Origin of the sequence: Cellulosimicrobium arenosum, assembly GCF_014837295.1 — a bacterium.
GTDB lineage: Bacteria > Actinomycetota > Actinomycetes > Actinomycetales > Cellulomonadaceae > Cellulosimicrobium > Cellulosimicrobium arenosum.
The window spans coordinates 20111-39882 of sequence record NZ_JACYHB010000006.1 but is presented as its reverse complement, the minus strand read 5'-3'; the positions used below and the strand labels follow the sequence as shown (position 1 = coordinate 39882).

The following is a 19772-nucleotide window of genomic DNA, read 5'->3' as shown; positions in this document are numbered from 1 at the left end:
CGTCGGGGGCGACCGGAGACCGTAGGCTCGGACACGTGATCCACCTCAACCCCGAGCAACGGGTCTTCGTCACGGAACGTCACCTGGCCACCCTCACGACGCTGCGGGCGGACGGTACTCCGCACGTGGTCCCGGTCGCGTTCACCTGGGACCCGGAGGAGTGCGTCGTGCGGATCACGGCGAACCGTACCTCGGTCAAGACGCGGAACGCAGGTCGTCCGGGCCCGGACGGCGGCCCCTCGCGAGCGGCTGTCTGCCAGGTCGACGGCGGGCGCTGGATGACCTTGGAGGGGACTGTCGAGGTCGTCGACGACGCGTCCGAGATCGCGGAGGCCGTGGCCCGCTACGGCCGCCGGTACCGCCGGCTCGAGCCGAACCCGGAGCGCGTGGTGCTGCGCCTGACCCCGGACAAGGTCATGGCCTCGACCTACATGGCCTGACCGGGCGCCGGTCCGACCGCCGAGACTCAGGCGACGACGGCCTGCTCGGACCCCTGCGGGTGGTCCAGCGCGACCACGTCGCCGCGCTGGAGCTGCCGTCCACGGCGTGTCTCGACCTCCCCGTTGACCCGGACCTCGCCCTCGGCGACCAGCTCGCGCGCCTGGGCGCCCGAGTCGACGAGGCCGGAAAGCTTGAGGAACTGGCCGAGCCGGATGACCTCGTCGGAGATCTCGACCGGCCGGGGCGCGTCGTTCGTGTCCATGGACGCCAGTGTCTCAGGCCCGGCCCGCGGGACGGCCCTAGAATCGGGGCATGATCACCCGCATCGATCTCCGAGGCCGCTCCCTGTCCGCGCGCGAGCTCGTCGAGGCCCTGCCGCGGGCGGAGTCCGGCGTCGAGGACGCGACGCACCGGGTCGCACCGATCATCGAGGCGGTCCGTTCGCGCGGCGCCGATGCGCTGCGCGAGTACGCCGAGAGGTTCGACGGGGTGCGGCCCGAGCACCTCCGTGTGCCGGCAGCCGCGATCGACGAGGCGCTGCGCACCCTGGACCCGCGTGTGCGCGCCGGGCTCGAGGAGGCGATCCGCCGGGTGCGACTCGTCCACGCTGCGCAGCGACCGCAGGACTTCACCGTCCAGGTCGCCCCTGGCGCCCAGGTCCGCCAGCGCTGGGTGCCGGTCGGCAGGGTCGGGCTGTACGCACCGGGTGGCCTCGCCGTCTACCCGTCGTCGGTCGTGATGAACGTCGTCGCCGCCCAGGAGGCCGGTGTGCCCGGTCTCGCGCTCGCCTCGCCGCCGCAGCGGGAGAACCAGGGCCTGCCGCACCCGACGATCCTCGCCGCGTGCGCGCTGCTCGGCGTCGACGAGGTCTACGCCGCCGGTGGTGCGCAGGCGGTCGCGATGTTCGCCTACGGTGCTGCGGGCACCGAGCCGCAGGACGGTGCGGTGCTGTGCGAGCCGGTGGACGTCGTGACGGGCCCGGGCAACGTGTACGTCGCGGCGGCCAAGCGGCTCGTGCGGGGTGTGGTGGGTATCGACTCCGAGGCCGGGCCGACGGAGATCGCGATCCTGGCCGACGGGTCCGCCGACCCGGGGCACGTCGCGGTTGACCTGATCAGCCAGGCGGAGCACGACCCGTCGGCGGCGGCGGTGCTCGTCACGCCGTCCGTCGAGCTCGCCGCAGCCGTGGAGTCGCGGCTCGTGGACCTCGTCCCGTCGACCAAGCACGCGCAGCGCGTCGCGCAGGCGCTCGCGGGTCCGCAGTCCGCGGTGGTCCTCGTCGACGACCTCGAGCACGGGTTGCGCGTCGTGGACGCCTACGGTGCGGAGCACCTCGAGATCCAAGCGCAGGACGCCGCCGCGCTCGCCGACCGTGTGCGCAGCGCGGGGGCGATCTTCGTCGGTCCGTGGTCGCCGGTGTCGCTCGGCGACTACATGGCCGGCTCGAACCACGTCCTGCCCACCGGGGGGTGCGCGCACTTCTCGAGCGGCCTGGGGGTCCACAGTTACGTCAAGGCGGTCCAGGTGATCGAGTACGACAGGGACGCTCTCGAAGAGCTCGCGGACAAGATCGTCGCGGTGGCCGACGACGAGGACCTGCCGGCCCACGGCGAGGCCGTCCGCGCCCGGTTCCTCTGAGCGGACCTCCTGTGACCGGTACCGGTGCGGTCGTCGTGCGCCGCGCGCGTCGCCAGGACGCGCCGGCGCTCGTCCTCCTGCGAGTCGAGCTCATGCGCGCGATGGGCGAGGAGGACGTCCACGACCCCGCGTGGCAGGAGCGCGCGCTGGCGTGGTTCGACTCGGCGCTCGACGGGGACGTCGCCGCCGCGTTCCTCGTGGACGACGGCGACCAGGTCGTGGCGGGCGCCCTCATGACGATCGGCCGGGGCGCGCCGTCGGCGCGCAACCCGCACGGCACGACGGCGCACCTGTCGAACGTCTGCACGCTGCCACGAGCACGGGGCAGGGGTCTGGCGCGAGCGTGCGTCGAGGCCGCGATCGCCTGGGCGCGCGACGCGGACGTCGACTCGGTCTCGCTGCACGCGACGCCGGAGGGCGAGGCGCTCTACCGGTCGCTCGGATTCGCGGACACGACGTACACCGAGCTGCGGCTGCGCTGGTGACGACAGCGCTCAGCGCACCCCGAGGACGAACGGGTGCACCGCGGCGGCGCCGGCCTGCCGGAGCAGCCGTGCCGCGACGGTCAGGGTCCACCCGGACTCGGTGTAGTCGTCCACGAGCAGGATGCGTCTGCCCGCGAGCCCGGCCAGAGCGGCCTCGGGCAGCTCCAGACGCAGGCGAGCGGCCGCACCCGCGAGCCGGGTCGCGGAGTTCACGTCGTGGCGCCCCGGCTCCTCACGTCCCTCGGTGGGCCCGACCGCCCCCACGAGCGGGCGCTCCAGATAGGCCGCCAGGCCGTTCGCGAGGTGGAACGTGAGGCGCGGTCGGGTCACGGAGCGCACGGCCACCACCCCGTCGACGAGCAGCCCGGGCCAGTCGTCGAGCACGCGTGCGGCCGCGCTGCGCAGGGGCACGGGCGTCTCGGCGTCGGGCGCCGTGGGTGCGAACAGCTCGCGCAGCGGTCCCGACCACCCCAGTCCGTCCAGGCGGGCCACGGCGCGGCCGGTCTCGGCGAGCTCGTCCGCGGCGAGGCGTCCGCGCAGGTCCAGCCCGAGCCGGTCCATCCCGCTCGGCCACTGCCGCCGTGCGACGACGTCGACGCCGGGACGGTCCATGTCGGCGCGTGCTGCCGAGACGGCCTCCGCGTCGGGGGCCGGGGGGAGGTCGACCCCGCCGCAGCGGTCGCACCGGCCGCACTCCCAGTCCTGCCCGAGCTCGGGGTCGTCCAGCACCGCACGAAGGAACGCCATGCGGCAGCCCGTCGTGGACTCGTAGTCGAGCATGGCGCGCTGCTCGGCGGCCCGGTTCTCCTCGACACGTGCGTAGCGTTCGGCGTCGTAGGTCCAGGGCTCGCCCGTGGACACCCAGCCGCCCTTGACGCGGCGTACGGCGCCGTCGACGTCGAGCACCTTGAGCATGCCCTCGAGCCGGGACCTCTTGAGGTCCACCTGCGTCTCGAGCTGCGCCACCGACTGCGTGCCGCCCGCCTCGAGGGCGGCGAGCGTGTCGCGCACCTGCGCCTGCGGAGGGAACGCGGTCGAGGCGAACCACTCCCAGATGCGCCGGTCCTCCTCGCCGGGGAGCAGCACGACGACGGCGTCGTCGACGCCGCGGCCCGCGCGCCCCACCTGCTGGTAGTACGCGATCGGCGAGCTCGGAGCACCCAGGTGCACGACGAACGCCAGGTCGGGCTTGTCGAAGCCCATCCCCAGCGCGGACGTCGCGACGAGAGCCTTGACGCGGTTCTCCTTGAGGTCGCCCTCGAGACGCTCACGCTCGGCGGGGTCGGTCTTCCCGGTGTAGGCGGCGACCGCGAGCCCGGACGCCCGCAGCTGGCTCGCGACCTGCTCGGCGGCGGAGACCGTGAGGCAGTACACGATCCCCGAGCCGTCGACGTCCTGGAGGGTCTCGACGAGCCACGCCACCCGGGTCGGCTGGTCGGCGAGGGGGAGCACGGCGAGGTGCAGGGACTCGCGGTCGAGCCCTCCGCGCAGCACGAGCACGTCGTCGGAGCCGGTGGCGCCCGAGGCGACCTCGGCACGCACACCCAGCTGCTCCGCGACGTCGGCGGTCACGCGCTCGTTCGCGGTCGCCGTCGTCGCCAGGACCGGGATGCCGGGCGGAAGGTCTGCGAGCAGGGTGCGGATGCGGCGGTAGTCCGGGCGGAAGTCGTGGCCCCAGTCCGAGATGCAGTGCGCCTCGTCGACGACCACGAGCCCGGCGTCGGCCGCGAGCCGGGGGAGCACCTCGTCGCGGAAGCCAGGGTTGTTGAGCCGTTCCGGCGAGCACAGCAGCACGTCGACCTCACCCGCGGCGATCGCTGCGTGGACCTCGTCCCACTCGGTCATGTTCGCCGAGTTGATCGTCACCGCACGGATGCCGGCGCGTGCCGCGGCGGCGATCTGGTCGCGCATGAGCGCGAGCAGCGGCGAGACGATCACGGTGGGCCCGGCGCCGCGGTCGCGCAGGAGCTTGGTGGCGACGAAGTAGACGGCGGACTTGCCCCACCCGGTCCGCTGGACCACGAGCGCGCGGCGCCGGAACGCCACCAGCGCCTCGATGGCACGCCACTGGTCGTCGCGCAGCTGTGCGTCGTCGCGGCCGACGAGGGCCCGCAGGGCGGACTCGGCGTCCTCGCGCAACGACTCGCCGTCGAGCAGCCCGCGCAGCATCGCGAGCTTCGCGCGCTTCGTCGCGTCGGCGCTGCGCGCCACGACCTGGGCGTCGTCGCGCGGGCCGCCGGCGTCCGGCGCGTCGCGGCGCTCCGATGCCGACCCGGCGGGGCCGCTGCCCGCGGCCGTGCCGGTCGATCCCTCCGGCGCGTCCCAGGGGTCGTCGTAGGGGTCTTCCGGGGGCGGCTCGTCGGCCGGGCGGACGGGCAGATCGGCATACGGGTCGGTGAAGCTCACCCGTCCGATCGTAGGCGCCCGCACGGGCCTGTGTGCGGTCGTCCCCAGGCGACCTCGCGCCCGGCAGGCCCTCGCCGCCGGAATCCCGACGGCGTACGGATCAGGACCTGGCGTCCCGCGACCACCGGTGCTCGACCACGAGCGCTGCCGCGGCCGCGAGCAGGGCGACCCACTCGCCGACCGCAGCGAGCACCTCCTGGGTGCCGGCGACGGTCTCGTGCACGCCGAAGAACCCCACGGTGATCGAGAGGTAGAACGCGACGAGCGTCAGCACCGCGAAACCCATCGTGCCGACGAGCGGGAGCCAGTGCCGCCACGCGACGAGCAGGACGCCGAGCACCAGACCGGCGACGGCGTTCAGGAGGAAGGCCGGGCCCACGACCTCGATGTCCCGATAGCCCTCCGACCACAGGACGAGGTGGATGTCCGCGGACAGCAGCACCCCCGCGGCCGCGAGGGCGCGCAGCACCCACGCACCCAAGAAGTGGCCCTCGCGCACGGGCGGGGTGGGGCGGGTCGTCACGGTGGCCCTCCTGGTGTCGTCCGGCATCTTCAGGTGTGGTCCCGGTCATGCACCGGGCCGGGAGCGGTGCTTCAATGACCAGCATGCCTCATACCTCCGACCAGCGGGCGGCGGCACACGTCCCCGGGCCGACCCGACGGACACTGCTCGCCGCGACCGGTGCGGGCGCGGCGATGGTGACGCTCGCGGCGTGCGGAGGGGACGGCGGCGCCCAGGAGAGCACGTCCACGAGCGGCCCCGACGCCGCGCCGTCGGCCCTCGAACCCGGACAGGGACTCGCGGCGGTCGAGGACGTCCCGGTCGGTGGTGCACTGAGCGTGTCCCTCGACGGGGTGCAGCTCCTGGTCACCCAGCCCGAGGAGGGCACCTTCGCCGCCTTCAGCGCGATCTGCACCCACCAGGGGTGCACGGTGGCACCCGGTGAGGACGAGCTCCGCTGCCCGTGCCACGCGTCGAGGTTCGACCTCGCGACCGGCGCGGTGCTGGGCGGTCCGGCACCCGAGCCGCTGCCGGAGGTGGCGGTCACGGTCGACGGCGACGAGGTCACGACCGCCTGACGCCCGCGTGCCGGACGTCACGGGCCACGACGTCGAGGGCTTCCGTAGACTGTCCCGGTGACCCCACCCCTCGTCTCCGGGCGTCTGCCGCTGCGTCCCGAGCTCTCCGGCACCGCGCCCTACGGCGCACCGCAGCTCGACGTGCCCGTCCTGCTCAACGTGAACGAGAACCCGTACCCGCCCGCTCCCGGCGTGGTCGACACGATCACCGAGGCGGTGCGCTCCGCGGCCACGGGGCTCAACCGGTACCCGGACCGTGACTTCCTGGCGCTGCGCTCGGACCTCGCCGCGTACCTCGGGACGGAGTCGGGGGTGTCGCTCGCCCCCGAGCAGGTGTGGGCGGCGAACGGGTCCAACGAGGTGATGCTGCACCTGCTGCAGGCGTTCGGCGGACCGGGTCGCACCGCGGTGTCGTTCGCCCCGACGTACTCGATGTACCCCGAGTACGCGCGCGACACGCACACGCGGTGGGTCGTGGGGCGGCGCGCGGACGACTTCACGCTCGACCCCGACCACGCGCGCGCCGTGATCGCGCGTGAACGGCCGTCGGTGGTGCTGCTCGCGAGCCCCAACAACCCGACGGGGACGGCGCTGCCCGCGGCGACGGTCGAGGCCGTCTGCGAGGCCGCGCTGGGCGCCGACGTCGACGGCACGGGAGCACCGGCCGTCGTCGTGGTCGACGAGGCGTACGGCGAGTTCCGCCGGGCCGGGACGCCCTCGGCACTCGAGCTGCTGGACCGCTACCCGAACCTCGCCGTGAGCCGCACGATGTCCAAGGCGTTCGCGCTCGCGGGCGCCCGGGTCGGGTACCTCGCGGCGTCGCGCGAGCTGGTCGACGCGCTGCGCGTCGTGCGGCTGCCGTACCACCTGTCGGCCGTGACCCAGGCGGTCGCGCGTGCCGCGCTCGCGCACTCGACCGAGCTGCTCGCGCAGGTCGACACCTTGCGCGCCGAGCGCGATGCGACCGTCGCGTGGCTGCGCGGGCGCCACCTGCCCGACGGTCGGCCGTTGGAGGTCGCGGCGTCGGACGCGAACTTCGTGCTCTTCGGAAGGTTCGACGAGCGCCACGCGCTCTGGCAGGGCCTGCTGGATCGCGGCGTGCTCATCCGGGAGACTGGTCCCGACGGCTGGCTGCGGGTGTCGATCGGCACCGGCAAGGAGATGACGGCGTTCAAGGACGCCCTGGTGGAGGTGGCAGGACTGTGAGCCGCACGCAGCGAACCGGGCGCACCGGGCGTATCGAGCGCACGACGAGCGAGTCGAGCGTCCTCGTCGAGCTCGACCTCGACGGGACCGGTCGGACCGAGATCTCGACGACCGTCCCGTTCTACGACCACATGCTCACCGCGCTGGGCAAGCACTCGCTCATCGACCTGACGGTCACCGCGAGCGGCGACACCCACATCGACGCCCACCACACGGTCGAGGACGTCGCGATCGCGATCGGTGAGGCGCTGCGCGTCGCGCTCGGCGACAAGAGCGGCATCTCGCGGTTCGGCGACGCCACGGTGCCGCTCGACGAGGCGCTCGCGCTCGCCGTCGTCGACGTGTCCGGACGCCCCTACCTCGTCCACTCCGGCGAGCCCGAGGGGCAGGAGTACCACCTCATCGGCGGACACTTCACCGGGTCGCTCACGCGGCACGTGCTCGAGTCCATCGCGCACCACGCGGGCATCTGCCTGCACGTGCGCGTCCTGGCCGGCCGCGACCCCCACCACGTCGTCGAGGCCCAGTTCAAGGCGCTCGCGCGGGCGCTGCGTGCTGCTGTCGCGCCCGACGAGCGCGTCGACGGCGTGCCGTCCACGAAGGGAACGCTGTGAGCTCGCAGGACCGTACCGGTGACCCCGCCGAGGACCGCGACCCGGTCGCCGACACCTCCGACGACGGCTCGTTCGAGGGGTTCGAGATCCCCGACGACCTGTCCGGCCTGGCGGCGTCCGACGAACCGCCGTTCGCCGCGCTCGTGACCCAGATCGCCGGGGCCGAGCCGCTCGCGGCCGCGTGCTCGCTCGGTCAGGTGGAGGCGGACGTCGTCGCGACGGACGTCGGAGCCGTCGCGGTGCTGCGCGACGCCGCGGGCGACGCCCCGGCGCACGCCGCGGCAGCCCTGACGACGCTCGTCAAGGGCGTCCCGCTCATCCTCGTCGAGCGTCGTGGCGAGCAGCTGACGATGACCCGGTGGACCGACGGCGCGGCGGGCGACACGCTCGCCCCCGGCCTGGTCCTCGGCGGCGCGCCCGAGTCGCTGGAGGACCTGCTCACGGGCACGACGACGATCGGCGCGCTCGACGGCATCGTCCCCTCCGGGTCGATCTCGCGGTTCAAGGCCATGCGGATGCTGACCTCCGCGGCACGCAAGGCGCGCAAGAAGTGAGCGCCGGGACGCCCGGCGGCCCGCGCCGCCCCTCGGTCGTCGTGCTGGACTACGGGTTCGGCAACGTGCGTTCGGCGGTCCGAGCGCTCGAGCGGGTCGGTGCCGACGTCGAGCTGACGGCGGACCGTGCCCGCGCCGAGGGCGCCGACGGTCTCGTCGTCCCCGGCGTGGGGGCGTTCGCCGCGGTCATGGCCGGCCTCCGGGAGGTGCGGGGCCACGAGGTCGTCGGACGCCGGCTGGCCGGGGGACGTCCGGTGCTCGGCATCTGCGTCGGCATGCAGGTCATGTTCGAGCGCGGTGACGAGCACGGCACCGAGGCGGAGGGTCTCGGCGAGTGGACGGGCGTCGTGGACCGGCTCGAGGCCGAGATCGTCCCGCACATGGGGTGGGACACCGTCGACGTCCCGGACGGCAGCGTGCTGTTCCGCGGCGTCGAGGCGGAACGGTTCTACTTCGTGCACTCGTACGCGGCGCGCTCGTTCACCGTCGGTGCCGACCTGCCGCCCGACTCTCCGATCCGCAAGCCGCTCGTGACGTGGTCCGACCACGGCGGTCGCTTCGTCGCCGCCGTCGAGAACGGGCCGTTGTCCGCGACGCAGTTCCACCCCGAGAAGTCCGGCGACGCCGGAGCGACCCTGCTCGAGAACTGGGTGCGCTCGCTCTGAGCGCCCCACGACACCGCACGCCCCGAACCAGGAGACCCACGTGACCGACCGCCTCGTCCTGCTGCCCGCCGTCGACGTCGCCGACGGCCAGGCCGTCCGCCTCGTCCAGGGGGAGGCGGGCTCCGGGACATCCTACGGCGACCCGCTCGCCGCCGCTCTCGACTGGCAGTCCGGGGGCGCCGAGTGGATCCACCTCGTGGACCTCGACGCGGCGTTCGGGCGCGGCTCGAACGCCGACCTCCTGGCGGACGTCGTGCGCCGGCTCGACGTCCAGGTCGAGCTCTCGGGCGGTATCCGTGACGACGCGTCGCTCGCGAGCGCGCTGGCCACCGGCGCCCGCCGGGTCAACCTGGGTACCGCGGCGCTGGAGAACCCGGAGTGGACCGCGAAGGTGATCGCGGAGCACGGCGACGCGATCGCCGTCGGCCTCGACGTGCGCGGGACGACGCTGGCCGCGCGCGGGTGGACCCAGGAGGGCGGCGACCTGTGGGAGGTGCTCGACCGGCTCGAGGTCGCGGGCTGCGCCCGCTACGTCGTCACCGACGTGACCAAGGACGGGACGCTGCGCGGGCCGAACCTGGACCTCTTGCGCGACGTCGCGTCGCGCACCGAGGCTCCCGTCGTCGCCTCCGGCGGCATCTCGAGCCTCGCGGACCTCGAGGCGCTGCGCTCCCTCGTCTCGGCCGGCGTCGAGGGCGCGATCGTGGGCAAGGCGCTGTACGCGGGAGCGTTCACCCTGCCGCAGGCGCTCGACGTCGCGGGCAGAGCGTGACACCCGGCCCCGAGTCCGCGGGCAAGCCGCTCCCGCCGTCGTCGGGCTTCGCGGGCGACGACGGGTCCGCGGACCCCGGGCTCGCCACGGCGCTCACGCGCTACCGGGACGGCGAGGCCGCGCTGCCCGACGTCGTCGCCCTCCTGGCCGGGACGCGCGTGCTCGTGCCGATCCTCGCCGAGCTCGGCGAGTCGGGCGCGGGGGAGCACGGATACGAGGTGGACAAGGAGGCGAGCGCCGGGGTGGTCGCGCTCGAGTCTCCCGACGGGCGCCGAGCGCTGCCCGTGTTCACCTCCGTCGCAGCGATGGCCGCGTGGCGCGCCGACGCTCGGCCCGTCCCGGTGGAGGCGCGCCGGGCCGCGCTCTCGGCAGTGAACGAGGACTGGTCGTTGCTCGTGGTCGACCCCGCCGGACCGATCACCGCGCTCGTCCCGCGTCCTGCCGTGTGGGCTCTCGCCCAGGGCAGGCCGTGGCTCCCGGCGGTGACCGACGGCGTCGTCGCACCGGAGGTCGACAGCGCGATCCGCACCGCGCTGGCAGGCATCACGCACCTCGCCCGCGCATGGGCCGAGCCGGGCCGGCGCGCGGAGGTGGCTGTCGTCCTGCGGATCGAGCCGGGCCTCGACCGCGCCGGGCTGGACGTGGTGCTCGCGCAGGTGAACGCCGCGCTCGCCCGCGCCGAGGTCGTCTCGGAGCGGGTGGACGGTCTCGAGCTCAGGATCGGTCGCGCGGCCTGACGGACGGACGGCCCGCCCGGCCCACGGCGATCCTCCGACGTCGTCAGCGACGCAGCCGGGAGACACCCCACGCGATCGCCGCGGCCACGCCGACGGCCGCGGCCACGGCCTGGCCACCGAGGATGATGCGATTGACGTCCAGGCTCGGCTGCCAGCGCACGCCGTCCGCGTCGACCACGTACACGCCGGTGGCCTTGACCCGCACGCCGAACCCGCCGCCGCCGCCCGAGCCCTCGCCGCCGGCCTCGCCGTCGGCGTTGCCGGACCCCGGGTCGCCCGCGGGCCCGTCGTCCGCGCGTGGCCGGCGTCCGATCGCGGGCAGGCCCGCGGCACCCTTGCCGGACAGCTCGCCGGAGCCCGCCCCCCACCCGGAACCGGTTCCGCCCCAGACGGTCGCGACCGGGATGACGAGCGTGCCCTCGCGTTCGTAGGCCTCGCCAAACACCCGGCGGACCGAGAAGGTGTCCCGTGCTGCGTTGGTGATGTACGCCGGGTCGACGTCGGCGCCCGTGTTCTCCTGTGTGCCCATGGCTCCCGAGACTAGACCGCGTGGCGCGGCACCGCTCGCGAACCGCCGGGCGCGTCCCGGAGCCGTGCGCCCGGGCGTGCCTAGCACTCGGTGAGCGGGACGAACATGGCCTCGTCGGCGAGCATGTCCTGCAGCGTGCTGACCGGGACCAGGAGCGACTTGTCGGTCGAGGTCTTGGCGTAGACGACACCGATCACCCGGCCGTCGTCGTCGAGCGCGGCAGAGCCCGAGCTGCCCGGCTCGACGGGTGCGTCGGTCAGCAGGACCTCTCCGAGGTTCTCGTGGAGGGGGTCGGTGGTGGTGCCGATGACGCTGCCCGCCGTGATCGTGAGCCGTCCCCCCTCGGGATACCCGACGACGGTCACGGGGTCGCCCCGTACGGGATCGGACGTCGCGAGGTCCGGGTAGGAGGGCAGGTCCTCGCTCGTGCGCACGACGGCGAGGTCCGCCAGCTCTGCCGTGCTCGCGGTGTCGACGGGGATGTCCCGTCCGTCGTAGGAGAGCAGCTGCAGCGAGCGCGAGGAGTCCACGACGTGCTTGTTGGTGATGAGCGTGCGTGCGTCGATCGCGAAGCCGGAACCCGTCGACAGGCCGTCGCACCCTACGTTGCGGATCCGCACGGCCATGCGCTCCACCGCGTCCGAGCCGTCGGGGGAGAGGGTGTCGGCGCCCGCCGGGTCCTGAGCCGGGGGGACCGAGGGCACGACGCTGTCCGGGAGGTCGGGCGGGAGCTCGGGGAGGATCCCGCACCCGGCGCCGAGGGTCGCGGTGACGACGAGGGCGAGCGCGGCACGGGTGCGGTGCGCGGTGCGAGGGCCGCTCACTCCGCGAGCTCCAGCTGGAGCTGGTCGTTCGCGTCGGTGGCCGCCTGACACAGGTCGTCGACCTGCTCGGCGAACCGGTCGAGGTCCTCCTGGTCGTACGCGTCGGGGTCGTCCAGGTAGCCGATGAGCTCGGACTGCGCCGTCGTGCACTGGGTGAGCGCGGCGGCGACGGTCCCGGCAGCGTCGGAGACGCGGCTCTGGTAGTCGAGATACTGCTGCGAGGCCTCGTTCTCGTCGCCGAGCTGTGCCTTCTCGTTCGCGAGGTCGGCGATGCGGTCCTGCGCCGTGCCGAGCTGGGTCCGCGCCGAGTCCAGCTCGGCGTTCGCGCCGTCGAGCTCGGACTGCAGCGACGCGACGTCGGCGCCGAGCGATCGCGCCTCGTCCTCCCAGTCGGCGCTGGACTCCTGCCACCGGGTCGTCGTGACCCACAGGTAGGCCGCCAGGCCGAGCATCGCGAGCAGTGCGAGGGACAGCAGGACGATCACGACGGTGCTCCGTCGTGCCCTGCGTCGTCGCGCGGTGCCGCGCGTCGACGTCCCTTCGGCCGGCGTCGACGTCCGCTCGGACGGCTCGGACGACTCGGCCAGGTCGGACGGCGGGCTGGCAGGGTCGGTACCGGACGGCACCGCGTCGGGGTGGGCGTGCCTCGGGGGCGGGGCCACGGGCTCGAACACCCCCGTGGAGCCGGCAGGAGTGCGACGAGCCGGCGGCGGAGCGTCGTCGGCCCCGTCCGGGGACGACGACGTGGAGGGTGTGCTCAACTCACGGGGCCCGTGAACTTCTCGCCGGGACCGTCGCCCGGGGGGTCCGGGTAGACGGAGGCCTCGCGGAACGCGAGCTGGAGCGAGCGCAGCCCGTCGCGCAGCGAGCGGGCGTGCTGGTTGCCGATGTCGGGGGCGCTCGCGGTGACGAGCGCCGCGAGCGCTGTGATGAGCTTGCGGGCCTCGTCGAGGTCGAGGTGCTCGTGCGCGTCCGCGTCCTCCGCGAGCCCGCACTTGACCGCTGCCGCGCTCATGAGGTGCACGGCGGCCGAGGTGATGACCTCGACCGCTGCCACGTCGGCGATGTCCCGCACGGCCTGGTCGGTCGCGCCGTACGCGGATGACTCCTCGGTGCTCATGCGTTCCATCATCCCATCCGCGCAGGACCGCTCGCAGTCGCCCGGGTGCAGGTGGCGTGACCTGACGCCACCTGCACCCGGGACCCGGCTGCTGGGCAGCGGTCAGACGCGCACCGGCTCGCTCGCGGTGCCCGGCTCGCCGACCTCCACCGGGGCGCCGTCGGCGCGCAGCGCGGCCCGCAGCGCCGCGCCGAGGTCGGCGTCGACGTTCGTCCAGTACCCGATCGCCCGTTCGCGGATCTCGTCGTCGCGCACGCCGCCCACGTGGCCGGTGATCGTGTCGAGGAAGCGGGACCGCTCCGCGTCGTCGAACACCTCGCGGTAGAGCGTGCCGGCCTGGCCGAAGTCGTCGTCCTGCGCGTGCAGCGTCGCCGCGCTGCGGGTGAGCTCGCCGTCGGACTCCCAGCCCGACGACTCGCCCGCGCGCGCGGGTTCGGCGTGCGCACCGCCGCGCGAGTTCGGTGCGTAGACCGGCGTGGTGGCGCCGGCGAACTCGAACCGCATGTTCCCGTCCTTGGCGTACGAGTGCCCTGCGTCGTGAGTCTGCGGCGCATTCACGGGCAGCTGTGCGTGGTTGGTGCCCACGCGGTACCGGTGGGCGTCGGCGTAGGAGAAGATCCGCGCGAGCAGCATCTTGTCGGGGCTGGCCGCGATGCCGGGCACGAAGTTGGACGGGGCGAACGTCGCCTGCTCGATCTCGGCGAAGTAGTTCTCCGGGTTGCGGTTCAGCTCCATCACCCCGACCTCGACGAGCGGGTAGTCGTCGTGCGGCCAGACCTTCGTGAGGTCGAACGGGTTGAACCGGTAGCTCTTCGCGTCCTCGTACGGCATGACCTGGACCTTGAGCGTCCAGCGGGGGTGCTCGCCGGCCTCGATGTGCTCGTGCAGGTCGCGGATGTGGTGGTCGGCGTCGGAGCCGGCGAGCTGGGCCGCCTCGTCGTCCGAGAGCGCGTGCACGCCCTGCGCCGAGACGAAGTGGTACTTGACCCAGAACCGTTCGCCGGCCGCATTGATCCACTGGTAGGTGTGCGAGCCGTAGCCGTTCATCTCGCGCCACGAGCGGGGCAGCCCGCGCGAGCCCATCAGCCACGTCACCTGGTGCGCCGACTCGGGGGAGAGCGACCAGAAGTCCCACTGCATGTCGTTGTCGCGCAGGTTCGAGCCCGGCAGGCGCTTCTGGGAGTGGATGAAGTCGGGGAACTTGATGCCGTCGCGGATGAAGAAGACGGGGGTGTTGTTCCCGACGAGGTCGTAGTTGCCCTCGGACGTGTAGAACTTCAGCGCGAAGCCGCGCGGGTCGCGCCACGTGTCGGGCGACCCGTGCTCGCCCGCGACGGTCGAGAACCGGGCGAGCATGCCGGTCTCGGCGCCGGGCTGGAAGACCGCGGCGCGGGTGTACGCGGACACGTCGCCCGTCACGGTGAACGTGCCGAACGCGCCACCGCCCTTCGCGTGGACGACACGCTCGGGGACCCGCTCGCGGTTGAACTGCGCGAGCTTCTCGACGAGGTAGTGGTCGTGCAGGACGACGGGGCCGTCCGCACCGACGGTCAGTGCGTGGGCGTCCGAGGCGACCGGGGCGCCGGAGGTCGTGGTGGTGAACGGTTCGGTCATGGGTGCTCCTTCGTCGGGGCGGTGCACGGGTCGTGTTCCGACCCGCGCAGAGGTGATGTTCTTCGCAAGATTCCGGGTCGACGGCACGGGCAGTGCCGGGTCGCTGGGTGTCGGTGGATGTCGGGAGGCGTCGGTGGGCGTCGGAGGCGTGGGCGGACGGTCGAGGATCAGCGCGCGCAGTCGGGGCACAGGCCCCAGAACGTCACCTCGGCGGTGTCGATCCGGAACCCGGCGGTGTCCGCGGGCGTGAGGCAGGGGGAGTGCCCGACGGCGCAGTCGACGTCGGCCACCGCGCCACACTCGCGGCACACGACGTGGTGGTGGTTGTCGCCGACCCGTCGTTCGTAGCGGGCGGGATGGCCGGCCGGCTCGATGCGTCGCACGATGCCCTTGTCGGTCAGCGTGTTCAGCACGTCGTAGACGGCCTGGACGGAGACGGAGCCCAGGGCGCCGCGGACCGTACGAAGCACGGTGTCGGCGTCGGCGTGCTGGTGGTCGTCCACCGCGTCGAGCGCGGCGAGCCGCGCGGCCGTGACCCGCAGGCCGTGAGCGCGCAGCTCTGCCTCGTGCCGGGCACGGCGCGCCGGTGCGGCCGAGGTCGGGGTGGCTGCGGTCATGGTTCCACCCTAGCCACTAGAGTGGAATCGTTCCAATGATGGACCGATCCCATCGAACGCGCGGCGCGTGCGGCGGTCGCGGAGGGAGCGACGCGGACGGCATGGGGACGGCTCGCGAAGGGCGAACAGCGACCCGCCGAGGGTCTGCTAGCATTGATGGCTGACCGACCTGTTCGATCCGATCCGCCGAAGTGCTGGACGTCCATGCTGTTCGTGACGTCGTCCACAGCGTGGTGGGCAGGCTCGACCAGGTGCGCAAGTGGATTCCATCCCACCCGGGTCTCGACCGTCGGCAGCTGCCGCGACAGAGGCCGGGTTCTCTCCGGTCGGTGGCACGCCGCGGCGTCCACCTGCCCGGGGCCGGCAGGCGCGGTGCAGGATCGTGCCTCTCGGATCATGATGGCCTCCGCTCTGTGCTCAGGGACGGAGGCCTTCCTCCGTTCCAGGCGGTCTACCGACGACTTCCTAGGAGCATCACATCAGCGAGCCTCGCATCAACGATCGGATCCGCGTCCCCGAGGTCCGACTCATCGGTCCCGGCGGGGAGCAGGTCGGCGTCGTCCGCACCGAGGTTGCCCTGAGCCTTGCCCAGGACGCGGACCTCGACCTCGTCGAGGTCGCGCCGGACGCCCGCCCGCCCGTCTGCAAGCTCATGGACTTCGGCAAGTTCAAGTACGAGTCGGACATGAAGGCCCGAGAGGCGCGTCGGAACCAGGCGAACACGGTTCTCAAGGAGATCCGCTTCCGTCTGAAGATCGACCCGCACGACTACGGGACCAAGAAGGGCCACGTCGTGCGCTTCCTCTCGGCCGGCGACAAGGTCAAGGTCATGATCATGTTCCGTGGCCGCGAGCAGTCGCGCCCCGAGATGGGCGTGCGCCTGCTGCAGCGCCTCGCGGACGACGTGTCGGACCTCGGCTTCGTCGAGTCGATGCCCAAGCAGGACGGGCGCAACATGACGATGGTCCTCGGTCCGGTCAAGAAGAAGGCGGACGCCAAGAGCGAGCAGCGCAAGCGCGCGCAGGAGGCCGAGCCGCGGCTGACCAAGTCGGCACAGCGGGCGGCCGAGAAGGCGCCCGAGGCGCCGTCGCCGGCCGCAGAGGAGCAGGCACCCGAGGCGCCGCAGGCCGCGCCGGAGACCTCCCGGTCGGTGGACTCGTCCGCCCCTGAGGCTGTCGAGACCCCCGCCGCACCGAAGGCCGAGGCTCCCGCAGCCCCGAAGGCCGAGTCTCCGGCCGCCCCGAAGGACGAGGCTCCGGCCGCCGCGGCAGCACCGGTGGCGTCGAAGCCGAGGTCGACGCCCGCACCGACCGCGGCGCCCCAGGAGCGCAAGCCGGCAAGCTCGAGGTCCGCCGCGCCGCGCTCCGCGGCCGCTCCGCGGTCCGCCGCGGCACCGAGGTCGTCGGAGGCGTCGAAGCCTGCTGACCCTGCGTCGAAGCCTGCGGCGTCGACCACGACGGCACCGGCCGCGCCGCGTCCGGCCGCGCCGAAGCCGGGGGCCCCCCGGCCGGCGCCGCGGCCCGCCCCGCGCGGGAAGGCCGGCTGAGCGGCACCACCCGACCTGACTCGGAGGCGGGCCCACCGGCCCGGCCTCGCACACGTCGACCACCGCGAGGTGGACGACCGACCACAAGGAGACACGGCAGCCATGCCGAAGAACAAGACCCACTCCGGCGCCAAGAAGCGCTTCCGCGTGACCGGCAGCGGCAAGGTCATGCGCGAGCAGGCCAACAAGCGCCACCTGCTCGAGCACAAGTCGTCCAAGCGCACGCGCCGCCTGTCCCAGGACCAGGCCGTCTCGTCCGCCGACGTCAAGACCATCAAGAAGATGCTCGGCAAGTGAGCCGACGGCGGCGTGGCCCCTCTGACGGCCGCGACGCCCACCCATCTGCCGAACCCCGAACTGCAAGGAGCATCACGTGGCACGCGTGAAGCGGGCGGTCAACGCCCACAAGAAGCGTCGTACGACCCTCGAGCGCGCTGCGGGCTACCGCGGCCAGCGCTCGCGTCTCTACCGAAAGGCGAAGGAGCAGGTCACCCACTCCCTCGTCTACTCCTACCGTGACCGCAAGGCGCGCAAGGGAGACTTCCGCAAGCTGTGGATCCAGCGCATCAACGCGGCGTCGCGAGCCCAGGGCCTGACGTACAACCGCCTCATCCAGGGCCTCAAGGCCGCGGGTGTCGAGGTCGACCGTCGCCTGCTCGCCGAGCTCGCGGTCAACGACGTGGCCGCGTTCAACGCGCTCGTCCAGGTCGCGAAGGACGCCCTCCCGGAGGACGTCAACGCGCCGAAGGCCGCGGCCTGACGCCGCCCCACGACGACACGGACGCCCGGACGGTGCCCGACCTGCCGGACCCGACGCTGACGAACCCTCGCAGCGACCGGGTCAAGGCGGTCCGGTCGCTGTCCGGGCGTTCGGCACGTTCGCGCCACGGTCAGTTCCTCGTCGAGGGACCGCAGGGGGTGCGTGAGATCGTGCGCCACGCGACGTCCCGCGTGCTGGACCTGTACGTCACGTCGACCGCCGCGACGCGGTACGACGAGATCGTCGGCGCGGCGAGGACCGCAGGCCTGCACGTGCACCTCGCGACGCCCGAGGTGCTCGAGGCGATGAGCCCGGACGCGCAGGGCGTGCTCGCCGTCGCGCGCACCGACGGTCGGAGCCCGGCGGAGCAGCTCGCCGAGCTCGTCGCGCACCTCCCGGTCTCCCGTCCCGCGCTCGTCGCGGTCCTGGCGACGGTGCGTGACCCGGGCAACGCCGGCACGGTGATCCGCGCCGCCGACGCGGCGGGCGCAGACGCCGTGGTCCTGTCGGGCGAGAGCGTCGACGTCCACAACCCCAAGGTGGTGCGGTCGACCGCGGGGTCGCTCTTCCACGTCCCGGTGGTCACGGGAGCGACCCTCGCCGAGACGGTCGACGCGCTGCGCGCCGCGGGACTGCTCGTGCTCGCCGCGGACGGTGACGGCCGCCACGACCTCGACGACCTGCTCGACGTCGCCGGCTCCGACGCGGTGGTCGACCTCGCTCGGCCGACCGCGTGGGTGTTCGGGAACGAGGCCTGGGGTCTGCCCGCTGCGGACCGCGCGCTGGCCGACGCGGTCGTGCGTGTGCCGATCCGTGGACGTGCCGAGTCGCTCAACCTCGCCACGGCAGCCACGGTGTGCCTGTACGCCTCGAGCCGCGCGCACCGTGGGGTGGGTCCGTGAGGCTCTTCGCGGCGCTGTACCCCGGCGCGGCGGCGGGCGACCATCTCGAGCTCGCCCTCTCGTCCGTCGGTGCCCACGAGACGCGCCTCGCGGGTGGGTCGCCACCGGTCCGGTGGGTGCCCCGCGAGCTGTGGCACGTCACCGTCTCGTTCTTCGGCGAGGTGCCCGACGGCGCGGTGCCGGACCTCACGGACGTGCTCGCCCGGGTGGCCGGCGGGGTGTGCGGACCACAGCTCGCGCTGCACGGTGCAGGGGTGTTCGACGCCAGGGTGCTCTGGGTCGGTGTGGGCGGTGACCGCGAGCCGGTCGGCGGGCTGCGCGACCTGAGCCGCGACGTCGCGGACGCTGCCGAGGACGTCGGGCTGCGCCCCGACCGCCGCCCGCGCCGTCGTGCGCACCTCACGGTCGGGCGGGTCGGGGGTCGTGAGCGAGGTGCCGCACGTCGAGCGGCTCGTCGTGGTCCCGACCGTGGCGCGGGCACGGCCTCTACCGCCACGGACACCCTCGTCGCCGCGGCGTCCGCGCTGGCCGTCTACGAGGGACCGCGGTGGGACGCGACGGAGCTCGTGCTCGTCGCGTCCGACGTGGACCACGCCTCGGGCCGGGTGGTGCACCACCGGTTGGAGCGGCTCGCCTTCACGACCGGAACCCCACCCACAGCGGGGTGACGACCAGCACGGCGATCACGAGGCCGAGCACCCGGGTCACGGCGCGCACGAAGGCCCCGGTGCGGGGCCGGCCCGCCGTGCTGCCGTCGTCGGCGGTCGGGCGCCGGACCAGTGCGGTGACCCAGCCGACGACGCACACGACCGTGAGGACGAACCCGACGACGATCGCCACGCTGTACGAGGTCGTGACGACAGGGCTCTGCGGGCCCAGGCCGAACCAGCCGGCGAGGAGCAGGACCAGCAGCGTCCCACCGGCCCCCGGGACGAACCCGGTGCGCAGCCCCGACCAGAACCCGAGGGGACGCGCCCGGGCGGATCCGGACGCGGGCCCCGGCCGCGCCTCGGGATCCACGGGCGCCGCGGGGCGCGCGGACGTCGCCGAGCTCGGCGCCGACCGCCCGCGCAGCTCGGCGTCCAGGGTCGATCGCAACGGGTCGCGCGGTGCCGTGCCGCCACGGGACGGGTACGTGGGCCACGCGGGGTCGCCGTGGTGCGCGCCCGGACCGAACCGTCCGTCGCTGCGCTCCGGGCCCTCGTCCGAGGACCCGGAGCGGTCCCGCGCGCCCCTCGTCACGTCCCCATCATGCCGGGTGC

Annotated in this window: 26 protein-coding genes; 16 read left to right on the top strand and 10 right to left on the bottom strand. The window is 73.7% G+C overall.

Going from position 1 to position 19772, the window contains the following annotated elements; all coding sequences use genetic code 11:
• Window positions 1-35: 35 nt before the first annotated feature.
• Window positions 36-440 carry a TIGR03618 family F420-dependent PPOX class oxidoreductase gene (locus IF651_RS08965; protein WP_191828771.1) on the top strand — a complete coding sequence of 135 codons (405 nt, stop codon included), beginning with the start codon at window positions 36-38 and terminating at the stop codon, window positions 438-440.
• Between the two features lie 26 nt (window positions 441-466).
• Here the strand turns inward: IF651_RS08965 and IF651_RS08960 are convergent, their stop codons facing one another.
• The gene (locus tag IF651_RS08960; protein ID WP_191828770.1) at window positions 467-703 is read right to left on the bottom strand and encodes an RNA-binding S4 domain-containing protein; all 237 of its coding nucleotides are present in this window, start codon (window positions 701-703) and stop codon (window positions 467-469) included.
• A gap of 50 nt (window positions 704-753) precedes the next feature.
• On the opposite strand from IF651_RS08960, the gene hisD reads away from it, so the two are divergent.
• Window positions 754-2079 carry a histidinol dehydrogenase gene (hisD, locus tag IF651_RS08955; RefSeq protein WP_191828769.1) on the top strand — a complete coding sequence of 442 codons (1326 nt, stop codon included), beginning with the start codon at window positions 754-756 and terminating at the stop codon, window positions 2077-2079.
• A gap of 11 nt (window positions 2080-2090) precedes the next feature.
• On the top strand, window positions 2091-2564 hold the full coding sequence (locus IF651_RS08950; protein ID WP_191828768.1) for a GNAT family N-acetyltransferase: 474 nt from the start codon (window positions 2091-2093) through the stop codon (window positions 2562-2564).
• Between the two features lie 9 nt (window positions 2565-2573).
• Here IF651_RS08950 and IF651_RS08945 read toward each other — a convergent pair whose 3' ends face one another.
• On the bottom strand, window positions 2574-4733 hold the full coding sequence (locus IF651_RS08945) for a RecQ family ATP-dependent DNA helicase (RefSeq protein WP_191828917.1): 2160 nt from the start codon (window positions 4731-4733) through the stop codon (window positions 2574-2576).
• A 337-nt stretch (window positions 4734-5070) separates the two neighbouring features.
• A complete protein-coding gene (locus IF651_RS08940) occupies window positions 5071-5493 on the bottom strand; it encodes a hypothetical protein (RefSeq protein WP_206715247.1) in 423 nt (140 codons plus the stop codon).
• 83 nt (window positions 5494-5576) lie between these two features.
• On the opposite strand from IF651_RS08940, the gene IF651_RS08935 reads away from it, so the two are divergent.
• From IF651_RS08935 to IF651_RS08905, 7 genes are read left to right on the top strand one after another with little or no spacing between them, the layout of a single operon-like run.
• Window positions 5577-6050 carry a Rieske (2Fe-2S) protein gene (locus IF651_RS08935; protein ID WP_191828767.1) on the top strand — a complete coding sequence of 158 codons (474 nt, stop codon included), beginning with the start codon at window positions 5577-5579 and terminating at the stop codon, window positions 6048-6050.
• Window positions 6051-6107: 57 nt separating this feature from the next.
• Window positions 6108-7256 (top strand): histidinol-phosphate transaminase, encoded by a 1149-nt coding sequence (locus tag IF651_RS08930; RefSeq protein ID WP_191828766.1) that lies wholly within the window; start codon window positions 6108-6110, stop codon window positions 7254-7256.
• A complete protein-coding gene (hisB, locus tag IF651_RS08925; RefSeq protein WP_191828765.1) occupies window positions 7253-7870 on the top strand; it encodes an imidazoleglycerol-phosphate dehydratase HisB in 618 nt (205 codons plus the stop codon). The genes IF651_RS08930 and hisB overlap by 4 nt, the downstream gene beginning before the upstream one ends.
• On the top strand, window positions 7867-8424 hold the full coding sequence (locus IF651_RS08920; RefSeq protein ID WP_338403857.1) for a hypothetical protein: 558 nt from the start codon (window positions 7867-7869) through the stop codon (window positions 8422-8424). Before hisB ends, IF651_RS08920 begins: the two co-directional genes overlap by 4 nt.
• Window positions 8421-9089 carry an imidazole glycerol phosphate synthase subunit HisH gene (gene hisH / locus IF651_RS08915; RefSeq protein WP_191828764.1) on the top strand — a complete coding sequence of 223 codons (669 nt, stop codon included), beginning with the start codon at window positions 8421-8423 and terminating at the stop codon, window positions 9087-9089. Before IF651_RS08920 ends, hisH begins: the two co-directional genes overlap by 4 nt.
• 40 nt (window positions 9090-9129) lie before the next feature.
• Window positions 9130-9861, top strand: coding sequence for a bifunctional 1-(5-phosphoribosyl)-5-((5-phosphoribosylamino)methylideneamino)imidazole-4-carboxamide isomerase/phosphoribosylanthranilate isomerase PriA (gene priA / locus IF651_RS08910; RefSeq protein ID WP_191828763.1), 732 nt, complete (start codon window positions 9130-9132; stop codon window positions 9859-9861).
• Window positions 9858-10598 (top strand): SseB family protein, encoded by a 741-nt coding sequence (locus IF651_RS08905; protein WP_191828762.1) that lies wholly within the window; start codon window positions 9858-9860, stop codon window positions 10596-10598. Before priA ends, IF651_RS08905 begins: the two co-directional genes overlap by 4 nt.
• A 43-nt stretch (window positions 10599-10641) precedes the next feature.
• Here IF651_RS08905 and IF651_RS08900 read toward each other — a convergent pair whose 3' ends face one another.
• The 3 genes from IF651_RS08900 to IF651_RS08890 all read right to left on the bottom strand — a co-directional run bounded on the left by IF651_RS08900 (window position 10642) and on the right by IF651_RS08890 (window position 12436).
• A complete protein-coding gene (locus IF651_RS08900; RefSeq protein WP_191828761.1) occupies window positions 10642-11127 on the bottom strand; it encodes a hypothetical protein in 486 nt (161 codons plus the stop codon).
• 80 nt (window positions 11128-11207) lie between these two features.
• Window positions 11208-11951: a trypsin-like peptidase domain-containing protein gene (locus tag IF651_RS08895; protein WP_191828760.1), complete on the bottom strand. Its 744-nt coding sequence runs from the start codon at window positions 11949-11951 to the stop codon at window positions 11208-11210.
• Complete coding sequence (locus tag IF651_RS08890) at window positions 11948-12436, bottom strand: hypothetical protein (protein ID WP_191828759.1); 489 nt, start codon at window positions 12434-12436, stop codon at window positions 11948-11950. Before IF651_RS08890 ends, IF651_RS08895 begins: the two co-directional genes overlap by 4 nt.
• A gap of 4 nt (window positions 12437-12440) precedes the next feature.
• Between IF651_RS08890 and IF651_RS08885 the strand changes: the two genes are divergently transcribed.
• Window positions 12441-12728 (top strand): hypothetical protein, encoded by a 288-nt coding sequence (locus IF651_RS08885; protein ID WP_191828758.1) that lies wholly within the window; start codon window positions 12441-12443, stop codon window positions 12726-12728.
• Here IF651_RS08885 and IF651_RS08880 read toward each other — a convergent pair.
• The 3 genes from IF651_RS08880 to IF651_RS08870 form a co-directional block, all read right to left on the bottom strand.
• Window positions 12709-13071: a DUF1844 domain-containing protein gene (locus IF651_RS08880; RefSeq protein ID WP_191828757.1), complete on the bottom strand. Its 363-nt coding sequence runs from the start codon at window positions 13069-13071 to the stop codon at window positions 12709-12711. The genes IF651_RS08885 and IF651_RS08880 overlap by 20 nt on opposite strands.
• Window positions 13072-13173: 102 nt before the next feature.
• Window positions 13174-14685, bottom strand: coding sequence for a catalase (locus tag IF651_RS08875; protein WP_191828756.1), 1512 nt, complete (start codon window positions 14683-14685; stop codon window positions 13174-13176).
• A 167-nt stretch (window positions 14686-14852) separates the two neighbouring features.
• Window positions 14853-15302: a Fur family transcriptional regulator gene (locus tag IF651_RS08870; protein WP_191828755.1), complete on the bottom strand. Its 450-nt coding sequence runs from the start codon at window positions 15300-15302 to the stop codon at window positions 14853-14855.
• Between the two features lie 478 nt (window positions 15303-15780).
• Between IF651_RS08870 and infC the strand changes: the two genes are divergently transcribed.
• The 5 genes from infC (at window position 15781) to thpR (ending at window position 19178) form a co-directional block, all read left to right on the top strand.
• On the top strand, window positions 15781-16848 hold the full coding sequence (infC, locus tag IF651_RS18215; protein WP_191828914.1) for a translation initiation factor IF-3: 1068 nt from the start codon (window positions 15781-15783) through the stop codon (window positions 16846-16848).
• A gap of 102 nt (window positions 16849-16950) precedes the next feature.
• The gene (rpmI, locus tag IF651_RS08860; RefSeq protein WP_191828754.1) at window positions 16951-17145 is read left to right on the top strand and encodes a 50S ribosomal protein L35; all 195 of its coding nucleotides are present in this window, start codon (window positions 16951-16953) and stop codon (window positions 17143-17145) included.
• A gap of 76 nt (window positions 17146-17221) precedes the next feature.
• Window positions 17222-17608 (top strand): 50S ribosomal protein L20, encoded by a 387-nt coding sequence (gene rplT / locus IF651_RS08855; protein WP_191828753.1) that lies wholly within the window; start codon window positions 17222-17224, stop codon window positions 17606-17608.
• A gap of 32 nt (window positions 17609-17640) precedes the next feature.
• Window positions 17641-18510, top strand: a complete 870-nt coding sequence (locus IF651_RS08850) for a TrmH family RNA methyltransferase (protein WP_338403856.1) — start codon at window positions 17641-17643, stop codon at window positions 18508-18510.
• Entirely contained in the window at window positions 18507-19178 is a 672-nt protein-coding gene (gene thpR / locus IF651_RS08845) for an RNA 2',3'-cyclic phosphodiesterase (protein WP_191828752.1), read from the top strand. The genes IF651_RS08850 and thpR overlap by 4 nt, the downstream gene beginning before the upstream one ends.
• On the opposite strand, the gene IF651_RS08840 is transcribed toward thpR, so the two are convergent.
• Window positions 19147-19752, bottom strand: a complete 606-nt coding sequence (locus tag IF651_RS08840) for a hypothetical protein (RefSeq protein ID WP_191828751.1) — start codon at window positions 19750-19752, stop codon at window positions 19147-19149. The two genes, thpR and IF651_RS08840, sit on opposite strands and share 32 nt — an antisense overlap.
• Window positions 19753-19772 lie beyond the last annotated feature (20 nt).